This is a genomic window from Lentzea chajnantorensis, assembly GCF_054300775.1.
Window position 1 is genome coordinate 4,725,755 of sequence record NZ_JBSDZT010000002.1, and the last position, 15,485, is coordinate 4,741,239.

The following is a 15,485-nucleotide window of genomic DNA, read 5'->3' on the forward strand; positions in this document are numbered from 1 at the left end:
GTCTCGGACGAGTGCCCCGGCCGCAGCGGCCGGGGCACTCGGTCATCCGTTCGTCACGGGCAGTTCGTGCTGCGCGCGAGGTCGCGCGTGCCCCAGTAGGTCGGGTTGCCGTCCCGGAACGTCACCCGCTGCACGGAGCCGTTGAGCTTCTGCTCGTAGTGCAGGTGCGGGCCGGTGGAACCACCGGTGTTGCCGACCCGGCCGATCATCGTCTTCTCGGACACCGACTGGCCGACGGACACGTCCTGCGAGCTGAGGTGCGCGTACAGGGTCTGCCAGCCGCCCGCGTGGTCGATCACGATGTAGCGCCCGTAGGAGGTGCTGCCCAGGTTCGCGACCTTCGACACCGTGCCCGGCGCGGACGAGTAGACCTTGTAGCCGTTGTCCTCGGGGTAGTGGTTGAAGTCGACGGCGTTGGCCGGGCTGTGGCCGGAGCGGGTGCTCGCCGCCCAGGTCTCCCCGCAGGGGAACGGCAGCCAGAAGCGGCCGGTCGTGCCAGGGTTGAACTGGTGCGAGGCGTTGTTGTTCTTCAGCGTCGAGTTCAGGTTGGTCTTCGCGCCGGACGCGAAGTCCTGGGTGGCGCCGGCGTAGCCGGAGTTGAAGTACACCCGGACCGTGCCGCCGGTGCGGTTCCACACCGACGCGGCGTTGTTCTTGACGCACAGCCCCTGCCCGGCGCCCGCGCTCTTGAAGTCGTAGCAGGAGGGCTGGGTGGAGCCGTAGTCGGAGATCGACCCCGCGAAGTCGGAGACCGAGCCCGCGTGGTCGCTGTTGTAGAAGTAGCAGAACTCGCCGCTGTCGCAGACGCCGTCCCTGGCCGCCGCGGCCGCCGGGGTCACCGTCAACGCGGTGAGGCTCGCGGCGGCGAGCACCGCGGCAGCCGCGGCGAGGGCCATTCGTGTCCATGTCCGTGGTCTGGGCATGTGCTTCCTCACTGGTGCGGGGATTCTCGAGCGGTCAGGCGGCGCGGAGGTACTGCTCCCACGTCACCTTCGTCACCTGGGGCCCGTCGTCCTGGCCGTTGCCGGCCAGCCCGTCGCGCCCGAGGTAGTACTGGCCGACCTGTTTCTGCGCGGGTGTCGACAGGTCGGTGTCGTTCACCGCGATGCCGTGGACGTGCAGCGGCCAGTTGCCCTGGCTCGGTCGCCGCAGCCACGCCGCGAACCCCACCCGCCGCAACGCCGTCACGAGCGCGGTGCGCTGCGCCGAGGTCAACGCCTCGGCGTCCAGGTCGACGGCGCCACCTCCGTCGTGCGTGCCGGCGGAGGTGGGGTCCTCGCCGGGGGAGTAGGAGCCCTGTTCCACGACGAGCGGAACTCCGCAGAGCCGCTGCGCCTCCCGCAGCATCGCGACCGTGCGCGCGTTGAACGGGAAGCCCTGGAACGTGGTGCGCGCGCCCGGCGTGAGGGTGCGGGTGAGGGTGAACCGCCCGTCAGCGAGCGCGGTGAGCGACGCCCGGCCGGGAAACCCGTTGGCGGCGGCGCCCGCGTACCCGAGCGACTCCTGCCACCGCCCGTAGGCGGTGCGGGTGACCGTGCCGAAGTGCCCGTCGACGTACTGCGCGGCGAGCAGCCCCTCGGCGACGAGCGCCTGCTCGACGAGCCGCACGCTCGCCCCGGCACCCGGCGTGAGCCCGGTGTCGGGCTTGACGGGGTCGCACTGCGCGGCCAGGACCACGAGCTCCATGTCCGCGGTTCCCGCGGCGGCCGCCACCCCGGGGACCAGCACACCCCCTGCGGCGATCCCGCCCAGAACGGCCAGGAACCCACGACGTCCAAGACGATCCGACATGCCGGACATCCTCGGCCAGGCACATATAAAACCGATATATTTTCGACCGGCCCCCGGTTCGATCAAGCCGTTCACCTGGAACGATGCCGGTCGCGCGGGGTTGGCAGACCGCTCGTGCGGGGACCGGGGACGTCTGCGGACTTGTGCACGGCGAACCGACAGCGGCCGCCGGATCGGTGGTGCCAGACCCCGCCCTCACCGGAGCCTTCCGGCCAGACGAACATCCGGCCACCGAGCCCGAGCAGGGTGCGGTCGGCGAGGCCACCGGCGTGGGTCACTCCCGAAGTCGGTCACGGGGTGTGCGAACCGGGGGCACCCACGCCGTCTGCGACCCGTTCACCTGGGCGGCAGTGCCTCGTCCACCGTGGTCACGGTGCCGGTTCGGGCGATCAGTCGCAGCGCCGCCTCGTGCAGGTCGGAGGTGGCGGAGGCGGTGGCGTCCGCCAGCACCTGCACGGCGTAGTCGCGGTCGTGGGCATCTCGTGCTGTGGCCAGCACGACCAGATCGGTGGAGACGCCGGTGAGCAGCAACGTGTTCACGCCTCGCGTGCGCAGCACCAGGTCCAGCTCCGTGCCGAAGAAAGGGCTGATGCGCCTTTTGACGACCACGGCGTCGCCTTCGGCGGGTTTCACGGCGTCGTGCACTTCGGTCGCCCAGGTACCGATGACCAGCTTTCCCGCGTCCTTCGCTTCGGCGAAGACCGGGGAGTTCGACGGCCATTCCGAGAAGTCGGGGGAGAATCCCACCACCACGTAGATGACCGGGATGTTCTCCGCTCGTGCGCGGGCTATCGCGGTGGCGGCCCGTTCGAGCACGCCTCGGCTGGCGACCTGCTGCTCGTAGCCGTGGGAGGCGTACTGGCCGTCGGGGTGCACGATGTCGTTCAGCAGATCGAGCACGAGAAGTGCCGGTGAACTGGTCATGCCGCTCAACTTATTCGCGTGCCGGACACCGGCGGGAAATCTGTCGGCGCATCTTGCATGAGCGAACCAGATGGCTGCATGAACGAGTTCTTCTTCCCGGTGCCCGCCTGCCGGTCATAGCTTTCTCGGCGGTTGCAGGACTCGGGGAAGGTGTGTCCATGGAGGCGTTCGGACCGCTTCGGATCGCCGTGGTCGGCAGCGGGCCCCGTGGGCTCGCGGTGCTGGAACGGCTCGTCGCCAGGATGAACGAGCAGGCGCCGGCGGTGCCGGTCACGGTGTACCTGGTGGACGCGGTCGAGGTCGGCTGCGGCCGCATCTGGCAGTCGGGACAGCCCGAGTGGTTCCTCATGAACACCCCCTGCGGTGAGGTGACCATGTTCTCCGGGCCTCCGGACGAGGGGCGTGCGCGGCCGGGTGCGGGGCCGTCGCTCGCCGAGTGGTGGAGTGCGCATGCCCCGGGGTTCGAGGGACGTACGGGCTATGCGCCGAGGGCCTTGCACGGCAAGTACATGCGGTGGGTCACGGACGTGATCGAGGCTTCGCTGCCGCCCACGGTGCGCTTGCACCGGGTGACGGCGGCGGTCGAGGACCTGGAGCCCACGTCGCTCAGGTACCGCCTCGACCTGTCCACCGGCGATCACCTGCTGGTCGACAAGGTCGTGCTGACGACCGGGCACCCGAGGCTCCACCAGGTGGGGATGTTCCGCGAGTTCGAGGAGTTCGCCGCCACACGACCGGACCTGCGCTACTTCGCCGCCGACTCCGCGGTCACGATGCCGCTCGACACCATCCCCGACGGCTCCGCGGTGGGGCTGCTCGGGCTCGGGCTCACCTTCTACGACCTCATGCTCGCCCTGACGGTCGGCAGGGGTGGGCGGTTCGTCGAGGAAGGCGACGGTCTGCGGTACCTGGCCAGCGGCCGGGAACCGCTGCTGGCCGGCGGTTCGCGCAGCGGGATCGCCCTGTCCGCGCGCGGCATCAACCAGAAGCCCGCGACGCTCAAGTTCCGGCCGACGCTCTTCACCACCGAGAACGTCTGTCGCGGCCGGGTGTTCGGCGAGATCGACTTCGGTGCGCACGTGCTGCCGTGGATCCTCGGCGAGATCGAGTACGTCTACTACCTGACCGAGGTGCGCGAAACCCTCGGAGCCGAGGCGGCCGCGGAGTTCACGGCGGCCGTCGTGGCGGCGACCGGCGCGCGACCGCCGGACATCAGGCCGATCGCCCTCGCTCAGGGCCTCGGGCACCTGACGCCGTTCGACTTCGAGGGCCTGGCCCGTCCGTTCGCGGGCCGGACCTTCGCGTCGCGGGCCGAGTTCGAACGTGCGCTGGACGACCACGTCCGCGCCGACATCGAGCACGCCGTGCGCGGCAACTACGCCTCGCCGCTGAAGGCCGCGCTGGACGTGCTGCGCGACACGCGCTGGGTGGTGCGCGAGATCACCGACTTCGGCGGGCTCACGCCGGACACGCACCGCGACTTCCTCACCTGGTTCTCGCCGCGCAGCTCGCTGCTGGCGGCCGGCCCGCCGCTGGTGCGGATCAGGCAGGCGGAAGCGCTGCGCAAGGCCGGAATCCTGAGGTTGGTCGGGCCCGACGCGGAGTTCTCGGTGGACCGCGGGCGGAACGCGTTCGTGCTGTCCTCGCCCGCCGTCGCCGGATCGAGGGTCGAGGTGCGGACGCTGATCGACGCCCGCATCGCCAATCCCAACGTGTACCTGGACAGCTCGCCGCTGACGCGGGCACTCGTGCGCCGCGGAATCTGGAACGGCTTCACCAACGGCAAGGGCGACAACGCGTTCCACACCGGTGGCGTCGCGGTCACGCGCAGCCCGTTCCACCCGCTGGACCGCCACGGCAGGCCCGACACCGATCTCTACGTGCTGGGCGTGCCGGCCGAGCACACCCGCTGGTTCACGTTCGTCGGCAGCGGCAGGCCCGGACCGTGGAACGAGTTCACCAGGGACGCGGACGCGATCGCCCGGCACGCGCTGACCGCCGTCCACGCCATGACATCACCGGTTCCGGCCGGCTGACGAGGAGGAACACCATGACCGACACCCAGCTCCGATCGGTCCGCGTCCTGCGGGACGTCCTGTCCGCCGGTCTCGACACCGTGCAGTGGACCCGCTGGGAACAACCAGGTCGCGCCGGGGTGGAGATCCACCCGCTGTTCACCACCGGCGATCCCCAGAACGCCACGGCCTTTCTCACGAGGATGGAGCCGGGCGCTCACGGGGACCTGCACGAACACCTCGGCTACGAGCTGATGTTCGTGCTGCAGGGCGAACTCGTCAACGACAACGGCGACCGCTACGGAGTCGGTGACCTGATCGTCGAGGAGCCCGGCAGCGTGCACCAGGTGACCAGCGTCGCCGGCTGCACGGTGCTCGGGGTGCGCACCGCTGCAACCCGGCCGCTGGGCTGACCGGACGCGTGAACCGGTCGGTGCGGACCGGTTCACGCGCTCAGCGGCTCGTCCACGGCTCGCCGGGCGAGCTCGCGGACGAGCCGCACGAACGCCGAGACCGCCGGAGTGCTCCTCGCGGTCTCCCGGACGCCGAGCGCGACCGTCCTCGTCAGCGCCGGCGTCAGCGGGACGACCGCCACCCCGGACATCCCGCCGGGCAGCAACGACATCGGCAACACCGTCGGTCCGACGCCGGCGGAGACCATGGCGAGCAGTGCGTGCAGGTCGCGGATGCGGTACGCCACAGCGGGTTCTGCGCCCTCCGCCAGCAGGACCGCTCGCAGCAGGGGTTCCACCCCGCCGACCGGTAGCACCAGGGGCTCGCCCGCCAGCTGGCCGGCCCGCACCGCGGTCTGCCCGCAGAGGCGGTGCCCCGCGGGCAGCACCGCGCACAGCTCGTCCCGCCACAACGGGGTCGTGACCAGGTCCGGTTTCGGCAACGTCACCACGCCGACGTCCACGGCACCGGACCGCAACCACGCCGCGATCTGCTGGTCGGTGCCCTCGCGCAGCACGATCTCCCCTGAGGGGAACCGGGTGCGGAACTCCTCCAGGAGCACGGGCAGCAGTCTGCCGGCGAAGGTCTGGCTGGTGGCGAACCGCACGGTCCCGCGCAGTCCCGTGACGACCGCCGAGGCGGTCAGCCGGATCTGTTCGGCGTGCGTCACGATGGCCCTGGCGTGGACGACCACGTCGCGTCCGGCATCGGTCAGCCGCACGCCCGCGCGACCGCGCAGCACCAGCTCGCACCGGAGGTCCGACTCCAGTCCCGCGATCGCGTGGCTGACGGCGGACTGCGAGACGCCCAACGCCTTGGCGGCCTTGGTGAAGCTGCCTTCGTCGGCGACCGCGACGAAGGCAGCGCACTGGGTGAACCTCACCGCGTGCCCCCGGTGACGGGCAGCGTGGGGCGGCGGTTCGCTTCGTAGGTCTCGATGTCGCCGGCGTGCGTCAGCGTGGCGCCGATCAAGTCGGTGCCGGTGAGCAGCCGCTCCCTGGCACGCGCGTCGACGCTGAACGACTCGGCCAGCCCTCCGCACCGCACCTCGAGCCGTTCCAGGTCGACGGTGACGGGCACCGCGGGATCGGTTTCCACGGCCTGCCACAGCCGCTCGACCACCGCGGCCGGCAGCACGACCGGGAGCAGGCCGTTGAGCAGCGCGTTGCCGCGGAAGATGTCACCGAACCGCGGGGCGATCACCGCACGGAAGCCGTAGTCGAGCAACGCCCACACGGCGTACTCACGTGACGATCCCGTGCCGAAGTCGTTGCCCGCGACCAGGATCGTCGATCCCCGGTGGACGGGCCGGTTGAGCACGAACCCGGGGTCCTCCCGCCAGTCGGCGAACAGCGAGTCGGCGTGACCGGTGCGCTCGGAGAGCGTGAGGAAGCGGACGGGGATGATCTGGTCGGTGTCCACGTCGCTGCGCCGCAACGGAACCGCGGTTCCGGTGTGGACGGTGAACTGCTGCACGGGTGCGCTCCTGGAGGCGTGGGAAGGCGGTCAGAGGTCGGCGGGGGCGGCGATCCGGCCGCGCACGGCCGTGGCGGCGGCAACGGGCGGCGACACGATGTGCGTGCGCGATCCCTTGCCCTGCCTGCCCTCGTAGTTGCGGTTGTTGGTGGACGCCGCCCGCTGACCCGGTCGCAGGCGGTCCTCGTTCAGCGCCGCGCACATCGAACACCCTGCTGCCGCACGGAAGTCCGCGCCGGCCGCGGCGAACACCTCGTCCAGCCCCTCCTCGCAGGCCTGGCGGCGGACCGCGGCCGAGCCGGGCACGATGATCATCTCCACGGAGTCGGCGACGCGCCGTCCCCGCAGCACCTCCGCGGCCGCGCGCAGGTCCTCGATGCGGCTGTTCGTGCACGAGCCGATGAACACCGCGTCCACCGCCACGTCCCGCAACGCCGTGCCCGGCTTGAGATCCATGTACTCCAGCGCCCGCTCGGCCGCTGCCTGCTCCTGCGCGCCGGCGAACTCGTGCGGATGCGGCACGTGCGCGTCGATCGGCACGCTCTGGCCGGGGTTCGTGCCCCAGGAGACGTGCGGGCGCAGCGAGCTCGCGTCCAGCACGACCTCCTTGTCGAACACCGCGTCGGCGTCGGTGCACAGCGTGCGCCAGTGGGCGACCTCGGCGTCGAAGTCGGCCGGCATGCCGGGACGGAGCCGCAGGTAGTCGAACGTCGTCTGGTCCGGCGCGACCATTCCGGCGCGCGCACCGGCCTCCACCGCCATGTTGCACAACGTCATCCGTCCCTCCATCGACAGCGCCCGCACGGCCTCGCCGCGGAACTCCACGAGGTGGCCCTGTGCCCCGGCCGTGCCGATCCTGGCGATCAGCGCGAGCACCAGGTCCTTCGCCGTGCACCCGAAGGGCAGCTGCCCGGTGATGGTGACGGCCATGTCCCGAGGCCGTGACATCGGCAGCGTCTGCGTGGCCAGCACGTGTTCCACCTGGCTCGTCCCGATGCCGAACGCCAGCGCGCCGAACGCGCCCTGCGTGGTGGTGTGCGAGTCGCAGCACACGATCGTCATGCCCGGCCGGGAGAGTCCCAGCTCCGGCCCGATCACGTGCACGATGCCCTGCTGTTCGCTTCCCAGGCGGTGCAACGGGATCCCGAACTCGGCGCAGTTGGCCCGCATGAGCTCGGCCTGCCTGCGCGCGGCGGGGTCGAGAATTCCGCGCGTCAGGGACGTCGTCGGCGTGTTGTGGTCCTCCGTGCCCACGGTCAGGTCGGGGCGGCGCACCGTGCGGCTCGCCGCCCTCAGCCCGTCGAACGCCTGCGGTGTGTTCACCTCGTGCAGCAGGTGGAGGTCGATGTAGAGCAGGTCCTCGCCCGACGAGTCACTGCGCACCACGTGTCCGGCCCAGATCTTCTGCGCCATCGTCGTACCCATGCGATTTCCCCCGCGCATCCGGTGTGTCGATTCACGTCGAGGCAACCACACGACCTTCGCGAGCAGCAAGACAATGCACCGAAGGGGAATCCGGCTCCACCGGCGGACTAGGCGGTGTACCTCGTTTCCACCGGACTCCACCTCCTGCACCTAAGGCAAGACGCGGAGGATCCCGATTCCTCCGGCGGCCGATGACTCGCCCGTCCCCGGTGGCGAAGCTTGTTCTCAGGATCTCCGCCAGAGCAGGGAAGGAACCATGAAGCCGATCCACATCTTCACCGACGAGCAGTACGAGGAGCTCTACCGCGCTCTCGGCGACGTCGACAAGAACCCCTACGACGACTACGAGGCGTTCTCGCAGGCCGTGGCCGACCTGGTGGACAGGGGCGACGTGCCGGCGTTCTTCCTCGAGGTCTGCGCCCGGATCCGAGCGGACCGGGAGAGCGGGACCGTCGACGCGCACGTCCTGCGCAACGTCCCGATCGACGCGGAACTGCCGGACCTCGGCAACGAGGACCCGGTGTCGGTCAAGCACGCCGAGAAGAAGACGTTCATCGGAGAGACGCTGCTGGAGCTGTTCGGCAAGCTCATGGGCAACCCGCTGCTGGCCTACGCCCGAAACCGCGGCGACTTCTTCACCGACGTGGTCGCGTTCGACAAGTACAGCGGAAAGCTCACCGGCTACAGCGACAGCGAGCTCTACTTCCACAACGACCGCACGGCGCACGAGGTCCGCGCCGACTACATCGCGTTGCTCGGCATGCGCTGCCCGGAGGGCGAGCTGATCTACACCGGTTTCATCGACGGCCGGGAGATGCTCGTCCACCTCGGCGACCAGGAGCAGCGACTCCTCCGCGAACCGTTCTACATCACGCCGTTCGACGTGTTCTCCAAGGACAAGAACGCGAGCCTGACCGACTCCGGAGCGCACCCGATCCTCGAGAACGACCACAGCTTCCGCTACCTCGACACCGCGACCACCACCGCGCCGGGCAGCCCGGTGGAGGCCAAGGACGCGCTGATCGCCATGAAGAACGCGCTGGCGAAGGCGAGCAAGGTCCGGCACCGCATCCTGGAGCGCGACCTCTTCGTCCTGTCCAACCAGGACGGTCTGCACAGCCGCGAGAAGATCGAGATCAACGACCCGGCGCAGGCCCGCAAGCGGTGGCTGCTCAAGACCTACGCGTTCCGCGACGACGCCGCGGCGGACCGCCACGGCGACAAGTGGCTGGACGGCGTGCGAGGACGGGTCGCGGACTAGGGCCTGTGTCGAAGTCCATGTTCGCGACAGCCGGGCCTGAGGCGGCCCCAGGAACCACCTCAGGCGCGACTCTCATCGAACGGGACCCCGACACAGGCCCTAGGTCTGGTCACCCCTGCAACGCGGACACGGTGGAAGGAAGAGTCATGCCCAGGGTGGCGACGCGGTTCGACCACATCCAGAAATCAGCGACCTACGCGGTGCTCGACCTCGTGCGCGAGCTCCGCGCACAGGGCGCCGACGTGCTCGACCTCGGCGGAGGGGAGCCGGACTTCGACACCCCGGAGCACATCTCGGACGCGGCCGTGTCCGCGCTGCGCGAGGGGTTCACGCACTACACGCCCAGCCGGGGGACACCGGAGCTGCTGGAGGCCATCGCCGAGAAGCTCGCCAAGGACAACGACCTGCTGGTGGACCCGATGCGGGACGTCGTCGTCACACCGTCGGCCAAGCACGCGCTGTCCAGTGCGGTGCTGACCGTCGCGGGACCCGGTGACGAGCTGATCGTCCCGACACCGAGCTGGGTCAGCTACGCGGCGATGGCGCACCTCGCGGGGGCCCGTCCCGTGCCGGCGCCGTTGAGCGCGCGGGACGGGTTCCGGCTCACCGCCGGCGCACTGGAACAGGCGCTGACCAGGAGGACGAGGGCGGTGCTGGTCAACACCCCCAACAACCCGACCGGCCGGCTGCTCGACGCCGACGAACTGACCACCCTCGTCCGGTTCGCGCGGGAGCACGACCTCGTCATCATCTCCGACGAGATCTACGAGAAGATCACCTACGCCGACCGGCCGCACCTGAGCCCGGCCGCGCTGCCCGGTGGCGCCGAGCGGACGCTCACCGTCAACGGGTTCTCCAAGGGGTACGCGATGACCGGCTGGCGGCTGGGGTACGTGGCCGGTCCGACCGAGATCATCGCCGAGCTGCTCAAGGTGCAGCAGCACACCGTCGGCTGCGCGAGCTCGTTCGCCCAGCGCGGCGCGGTCGTGGCGCTGACCGGGCCCCAGGAGCCGATCACGGCGATGACCACCGAGTACGCCGCGCGGCGCGACCTGCTCGTGGCCGGCCTCAACGGTCTGCCCGGGGTGACGTGCGCGGTGCCGGACGGTGCGCTGTACGTGTTCCCCGACATCCGCGGGACCGGCCGCGGCGACTCGGCGCGGTTCACCGAGTGGCTCCTGCGCGAGGCGGGCGTCGCGGTGACGCCGGGGTCGGCGTTCGGAGAGGGCGGCGAAGGCCACGTCCGGCTGTCGTTCGCCACGTCCCGCGAGGTGCTGGCCGACGCCGTCGGCCGGATCGGCACCGCGCTCGGGGCAGACCGATGACCCGCCCCGCCACCGCGTCCGGGGAGACCCCGATCGCGGCACACCGCACGCCGCAGCGCCCGTCCGGAATGCCCTTCCGCCGCTACGTCCCCGCCCAGCGGGTTGACCTGCCCGGCAGGACCTGGCCGAACCGGACCATCACGGCCGCGCCCCGGTGGCTGTCCACCGACCTGAGGGACGGCAACCAGGCCCTGATCGACCCGATGGCGCCCGGACGCAAACGTGCGTTGTTCGACCTGCTGGTCAGCATGGGCTACAAGGAGATCGAGGTCGGCTTCCCGGCGGCGTCGCAGGCCGAGTTCGACTTCGTCCGGTCGATCATCACCGACCGGCTGGTCCCCGCCGACGTGACGATCTCGGTGCTGACCCAGGCCAGGGACGACCTCATCGAACGCACCCTGCAGTCGCTGCGGGGCGCGCCGAAGGCCACGGTGCACCTGTACAACGCCACGGCCCCGCTGTTCCGGCGGGTCGTGTTCCGCGCGGACCGCGAACAGGTCAAGGACATCGCCGTCTCCGGTACCAGGACCGTCCTCAAGCACGCGGACCAGATCCTCGACGACGGGATCGCGCTCGGGTTCGAGTACTCGCCGGAGATCTTCACCGACACCGAGCTCGACTTCGCGCTCGAGGTCTGCGAGGCGGTGATGGACGTCTGGCAGCCGGAACGCGACCGGGAGATCATCCTCAACCTGCCCGCCACCGTGGAGCGGTCGACGCCGAACGTCTACGCGGACCGGATCGAGTGGATGTCGCGCAACCTGTCACGCCGCGAGTCGGTGTGCCTGTCCGCGCACCCGCACAACGACAGGGGCACCGCGGTCGCCGCCGCCGAGCTCGCGATCATGGCCGGCGCGGACCGCGTCGAGGGCTGTCTGTTCGGCCAGGGCGAGCGCACGGGCAACGTCGACCTGGTGACGCTGGGGCTGAACCTGTTCGCGCAGGGCGTCGACCCGATGATCGACTTCTCGGACATCGACGAGGTGAGGCGGGTCTACACCTACTGCAACCAGATGACGGTGCCCGAACGCCACCCGTACGCGGGCGACCTGGTGTTCACGTCGTTCTCCGGGTCGCACCAGGACGCGATCAAGAAGGGCTTCGAGGCGCAACGCGCGAACGCCGCGCTCACGGGCGTACCGGCCGAGCACGGCCCGTGGGAGATGCCCTACCTGCCGATCGACCCGCACGACGTCGGACGCACCTACCAGGAGGTGGTCCGGGTCAACAGCCAGTCGGGCAAGGGCGGTGTGGCCTTCCTGATGAAGGAGCACCACGGGTTCGACCTGCCCAGGCGGATGCAGATCGACTTCTCGGCCGTGGTCCAGGCCAGGACCGACGCGGTGGGCGGAGAGGTCACGCCCGAGCTGATCCGCGAGCTGTTCGACCGGGAGTACGGGCTGGGGCTCGATCCCGCCGTCGTCCTCGGTGTGCCGGACGTGACCGGTCAGGCCGAAGCGCTCGCCGCACTCGCGGCACGCGGCCGGCCCTGCCGCGTGCTGGACAGGGTCGAGCACGCGATGGGAGCACGCACGGCCGTCTACCTGGAGGTGTCGCTGGGCGACTCGGTGCACTGGGGTGCCGGCGTCGCGGAACACGCTGACCACGCCGCGCTCTCGGCGCTGGCCAGCGCCGTCGCCCGGTACGGTCGCCGATGACCGCACCCGGTGCGGAGCGGGCGGGTCACGCGGTCCGCGAGTTCCGCGCCGGGTGGTACGGCCTCGTGCTGTTGCGGATCAGGAGAACGGCTTCGAGCCGGTTGCGCGCTCCCAGCTTGGGCAGCGCGTGGGAGACGTGGCTCTTGATCGTCGCCGGGGAGACGCCCAGCGACCGCGCCGCCTCGACGGTGCTCATCCCGTCGGCCAGGAGGCTGAGGACCTCGTGTTCCCGGTCGGTGAGGCCGGCGTTGGGCTGCTGGAGCAGGACGGGCGGCGCGACACCCATCGGCCCGCGGTGTGCGGCCAGCTCCGGTGAGAACAGCAGATAGCCACCCGCCACCGCGTGCACGGCGTCGGTGAGGCCCCCCATTTCCGTGTCTTTCACGACGCATCCGGTGGCGCCGATCGACAACGCCCATTCGACCGATTGCCGGTCGACCCTCGAGACCAGGAGAAGAATCCGAATTCCACGTGAGGAGAGTTCGAGGACCGTCCGCTCGACGTCCTCACGCGAATACACCGACATGACGACGACGGTCTTTTCGGTCAATCGCGGCCAGTGCGACACCGGAACCAGGCTGTCCACGCTTCCGATCAGCTTCATCCGGTTGCAGCAGGTCCTGAGCCTGGCGGCGAGCACGTGCCGGGAGATGGGATCGTGATCGGCCAGCAGCACGGAGCACGTGGATGAATCGGATAAGACGTCGGTTCTCGTGTACAATTCAGACACTTCTCGATTCCCCCCGCGAAGGTTTTCCCCACCACTGCCCGAATCGATTCTGAAGTTACCACGGGTAGCACTTCGAGTGCTCTCCGGAACCGAAGTGTGAGCTACCGCACAAGAGTGCGCTCGGGCTGGTCGGGCAATTCTGCGGGCACCATCTCGAAAGGCCGTCCGAAAGTCCGGGAAAGACCGCTGGCGCCCGCCTTGGTGAGGTGCACGACCCGCGGGCTCACGCCGTGCCGAACCCATTCGAGGGTGAACAGCCTGTGTGCGATGGCCGCTCCGAGGGCCCCCGACAGGTGGTGGCGTTCCTCGCTCCAGTCCACGCAGTAGCGGACCAGTGGTCGCCGCCGAGCGTGTTCCCGCACGTCGATCCCCAGTGTCTGCAACGTGTCCGCGCCCTCGTCGGTGAGCTCGTACCGGTGGTCGCGGCCGTAGGAGGCCGCGCGGTCGTGTGCCGCGGTGGCCGGGTGGTGCGTGCCGTCCGCGCCGTCCACGCCGACGAGGACCTTCGTCTCCAGCAGGACGCCCATGAGGTGGACGCCGAGCTGGCCGGCGAGGTGGTCGTAGCAGGTGCGCGACCTGCGCAGAGCGTCCGCGCGGACGCTCTGCTTGAGCGACCTGACCCGCAGCGGCGGTGCGATCACCGCGAGTGCCTCCAACGCCTCGGCGACCTCGGCGCGGGCCAGCCGGTAGCGGCGGTTGCGGCCGTCGCGGTGGGAGGTGACCAGACCCGCGTCGACGAGCTTCGCCAGGTGGGCGCTCGCCGTGGGGCCGCTGACACCCGCTTCGTCGGCCAGCACGGTCGCGGTGATCGCCCTGCCGTCGCACAGCGCCTTGAGGATCCGCGCACGAGAACCGTCCGCGATGAGCGCCGCCGCTCGCGCGATGTCAGGGTCGGACTTCGTGTCTTCGGAGTGCACACCTCGACGGTACGACATCGATACTTAGACGGGCGACGAAGTGTTTTCGTCACAGACTGGCCGCATGAGCATCCGCGTCCCGCAGCGCACGGAGCCGCCCGCGCTGGCACTGCCCCCACTCATCGCGCTGAGCCTCGGCTACTTCCTCGTGATGCTGGACGTCACCGTGGTCACCGTCGCGGTGCCGGACCTCCAGCGGTCGTTGCAGGCGGGCCCGTCGGCGTTGCAGTGGGCGGTCGACGGCTACAGCGTCGTCTTCGCCGCGTTGCTGCTCCTCGGTGGCGGCCTCGGGGACCGGCTGGGCCACCGGAGGATCTTCCTCGTGGGTCTCGCCGGGTTCACCGCGGCGTCGGTGGTCTGCGCCCTCGCGGCGTCACCGGGCGCGCTGATCGCGGGAAGGCTCCTGCAGGGAGCGGGTGCCGCGCTGCTCGTGCCGACCTCGCTCGCCCTGCTCGCCGCCGCCTACCCCGACCGCGCCGTCCGGGCCCGCGCGCTCGGCTTCTGGGCCGGTGTCGCCGGGGTGGCGTTCGCCGCGGGACCGGTGCTGGGCGGCCTGCTCGTGTCGGGCCTGAGCTGGCGCGCGGTGTTCTGGCTCAACGTCCCGGTGGCCGCGCTGGCGGTCGTGCTGACCCTGCGGCACGTGCCGTCCCCCGCGACCTCCGGCACCGCCCGGCGGATGGACGTCCTCGGCCAGGTGCTCGCCGTCATCGGCCTCACGGGCATCGCCGGAGCCCTCAACGAGGCGAGCACGTCCGGCTGGACGTCCACCGTCGTCGTGGTCTCCTTCGTCATCGGCGCCGCGGCCGTCGTGGCGTTCGTGCTCACCGAATGGCGTCTCGACCGCAACGACGCCTCGCCGCTGCTGCCGCCGTCGTTGTTCGCCGACGGCGGTTTCGCCGCTACGGCAGCGATCGGGGTGCTGCTGAACCTCGGCTACTACGGCATGTTGTTCGTCTCCACGCTGTACTTCCAGCAGCAGCGGGGCTACGACGCCATGACCACCGGCCTCATGCTGCTGCCCACGGTCTGCATGGCGCTGGTCGCCGGTCCTGTCTCGGGGAGGCTCACCGCCCGCTACGGGCCCTACAAACCCATGGCCGCCGCGATGCTGCTCGGCTCCGCGGGGTTCCTCGGCTGGCTCGTCGCCGGGCCCGACACCCCGTACGTCGCGCTGCTGTTCGCCTTGGTGGCGACCGGTCTGGCCACACCGTCCACGGTGCCCGCCGCCACCGCCGCGATCATCGAGTCCGCGCCGAGCGAGAAGGCCGGTGTCGCCTCGGCGGTCTTCAACGTGTCCCGCCAGATCGGCAACGCCGTCGGTGTCGCCCTGTTCGGCACGCTGACCGTCGCCTCGGCGAGCATGTACGACGGCCTGCACACCTCGGCGTTGATCGCCTCGGTGGCGTTCTTCACCGGCGCGGTGCTCGCACTGCTCGCCGGTCGGCGCCGGTCCGTCCGCACCTCCACGGCGCCGGCGACCGCGCGCCCCTGATTTCTTCTCCGCACCAGT

At 70.5% G+C, this 15,485-nt stretch carries 14 protein-coding genes; 6 read left to right on the forward strand and 8 right to left on the reverse strand.

Annotated elements, in window-relative coordinates:
- Positions 1-53: 53 nt before the first annotated feature.
- From ACVDFE_RS23565 to ACVDFE_RS23575, 3 genes are all read right to left on the reverse strand, one after another.
- Positions 54-896, reverse strand: coding sequence for a peptidoglycan DD-metalloendopeptidase family protein (locus tag ACVDFE_RS23565; protein ID WP_360389206.1), 843 nt, complete (start codon positions 894-896; stop codon positions 54-56).
- Positions 897-957: 61 nt separating this feature from the next.
- Positions 958-1,791, reverse strand: coding sequence for a peptidoglycan-binding protein (locus ACVDFE_RS23570; RefSeq protein WP_458431868.1), 834 nt, complete (start codon positions 1,789-1,791; stop codon positions 958-960).
- Between the two features lie 336 nt (positions 1,792-2,127).
- Entirely contained in the window at positions 2,128-2,715 is a 588-nt protein-coding gene (locus tag ACVDFE_RS23575) for a cysteine hydrolase family protein (RefSeq protein WP_360389200.1), read from the reverse strand.
- 158 nt (positions 2,716-2,873) lie between these two features.
- Between ACVDFE_RS23575 and ACVDFE_RS23580 the strand changes: the two genes are divergently transcribed.
- Positions 2,874-4,751 carry an FAD/NAD(P)-binding protein gene (locus tag ACVDFE_RS23580; protein WP_458431869.1) on the forward strand — a complete coding sequence of 626 codons (1,878 nt, stop codon included), beginning with the start codon at positions 2,874-2,876 and terminating at the stop codon, positions 4,749-4,751.
- A gap of 14 nt (positions 4,752-4,765) precedes the next feature.
- Positions 4,766-5,143, forward strand: a complete 378-nt coding sequence (locus ACVDFE_RS23585; RefSeq protein WP_360389196.1) for a cupin domain-containing protein — start codon at positions 4,766-4,768, stop codon at positions 5,141-5,143.
- 32 nt (positions 5,144-5,175) lie between these two features.
- On the opposite strand, the gene ACVDFE_RS23590 is transcribed toward ACVDFE_RS23585, so the two are convergent.
- From ACVDFE_RS23590 to leuC, 3 genes are read right to left on the reverse strand one after another with little or no spacing between them, the layout of a single operon-like run.
- The gene (locus ACVDFE_RS23590; RefSeq protein ID WP_360389193.1) at positions 5,176-6,066 is read right to left on the reverse strand and encodes a LysR family transcriptional regulator; all 891 of its coding nucleotides are present in this window, start codon (positions 6,064-6,066) and stop codon (positions 5,176-5,178) included.
- Positions 6,063-6,659, reverse strand: a complete 597-nt coding sequence (leuD, locus tag ACVDFE_RS23595; RefSeq protein ID WP_458431870.1) for a 3-isopropylmalate dehydratase small subunit — start codon at positions 6,657-6,659, stop codon at positions 6,063-6,065. The genes ACVDFE_RS23590 and leuD overlap by 4 nt, the downstream gene beginning before the upstream one ends.
- A gap of 30 nt (positions 6,660-6,689) precedes the next feature.
- Positions 6,690-8,084 (reverse strand): 3-isopropylmalate dehydratase large subunit, encoded by a 1,395-nt coding sequence (leuC, locus tag ACVDFE_RS23600; protein ID WP_458431871.1) that lies wholly within the window; start codon positions 8,082-8,084, stop codon positions 6,690-6,692.
- Between the two features lie 256 nt (positions 8,085-8,340).
- Between leuC and ACVDFE_RS23605 the strand changes: the two genes are divergently transcribed.
- The 3 genes from ACVDFE_RS23605 to leuA all read left to right on the forward strand — a co-directional run bounded on the left by ACVDFE_RS23605 (position 8,341) and on the right by leuA (position 12,328).
- Positions 8,341-9,345 (forward strand): TauD/TfdA family dioxygenase, encoded by a 1,005-nt coding sequence (locus ACVDFE_RS23605; RefSeq protein ID WP_458431872.1) that lies wholly within the window; start codon positions 8,341-8,343, stop codon positions 9,343-9,345.
- Between the two features lie 146 nt (positions 9,346-9,491).
- Positions 9,492-10,670, forward strand: coding sequence for a pyridoxal phosphate-dependent aminotransferase (locus tag ACVDFE_RS23610; RefSeq protein ID WP_360389184.1), 1,179 nt, complete (start codon positions 9,492-9,494; stop codon positions 10,668-10,670).
- Complete coding sequence (gene leuA, locus ACVDFE_RS23615; protein WP_458431873.1) at positions 10,667-12,328, forward strand: 2-isopropylmalate synthase; 1,662 nt, start codon at positions 10,667-10,669, stop codon at positions 12,326-12,328. Before ACVDFE_RS23610 ends, leuA begins: the two co-directional genes overlap by 4 nt.
- A gap of 25 nt (positions 12,329-12,353) precedes the next feature.
- Here the strand turns inward: leuA and ACVDFE_RS23620 are convergent, their stop codons facing one another.
- On the reverse strand, positions 12,354-13,004 hold the full coding sequence (locus ACVDFE_RS23620; protein WP_360389178.1) for a response regulator transcription factor: 651 nt from the start codon (positions 13,002-13,004) through the stop codon (positions 12,354-12,356).
- A gap of 155 nt (positions 13,005-13,159) precedes the next feature.
- Complete coding sequence (locus ACVDFE_RS23625) at positions 13,160-13,975, reverse strand: ArsR/SmtB family transcription factor (RefSeq protein WP_458431874.1); 816 nt, start codon at positions 13,973-13,975, stop codon at positions 13,160-13,162.
- Positions 13,976-14,039: 64 nt separating this feature from the next.
- Here ACVDFE_RS23625 and ACVDFE_RS23630 point away from each other — a divergent pair, with 64 nt between their 5' ends.
- Entirely contained in the window at positions 14,040-15,467 is a 1,428-nt protein-coding gene (locus ACVDFE_RS23630) for an MFS transporter (RefSeq protein ID WP_360389172.1), read from the forward strand.
- Positions 15,468-15,485 lie beyond the last annotated feature (18 nt).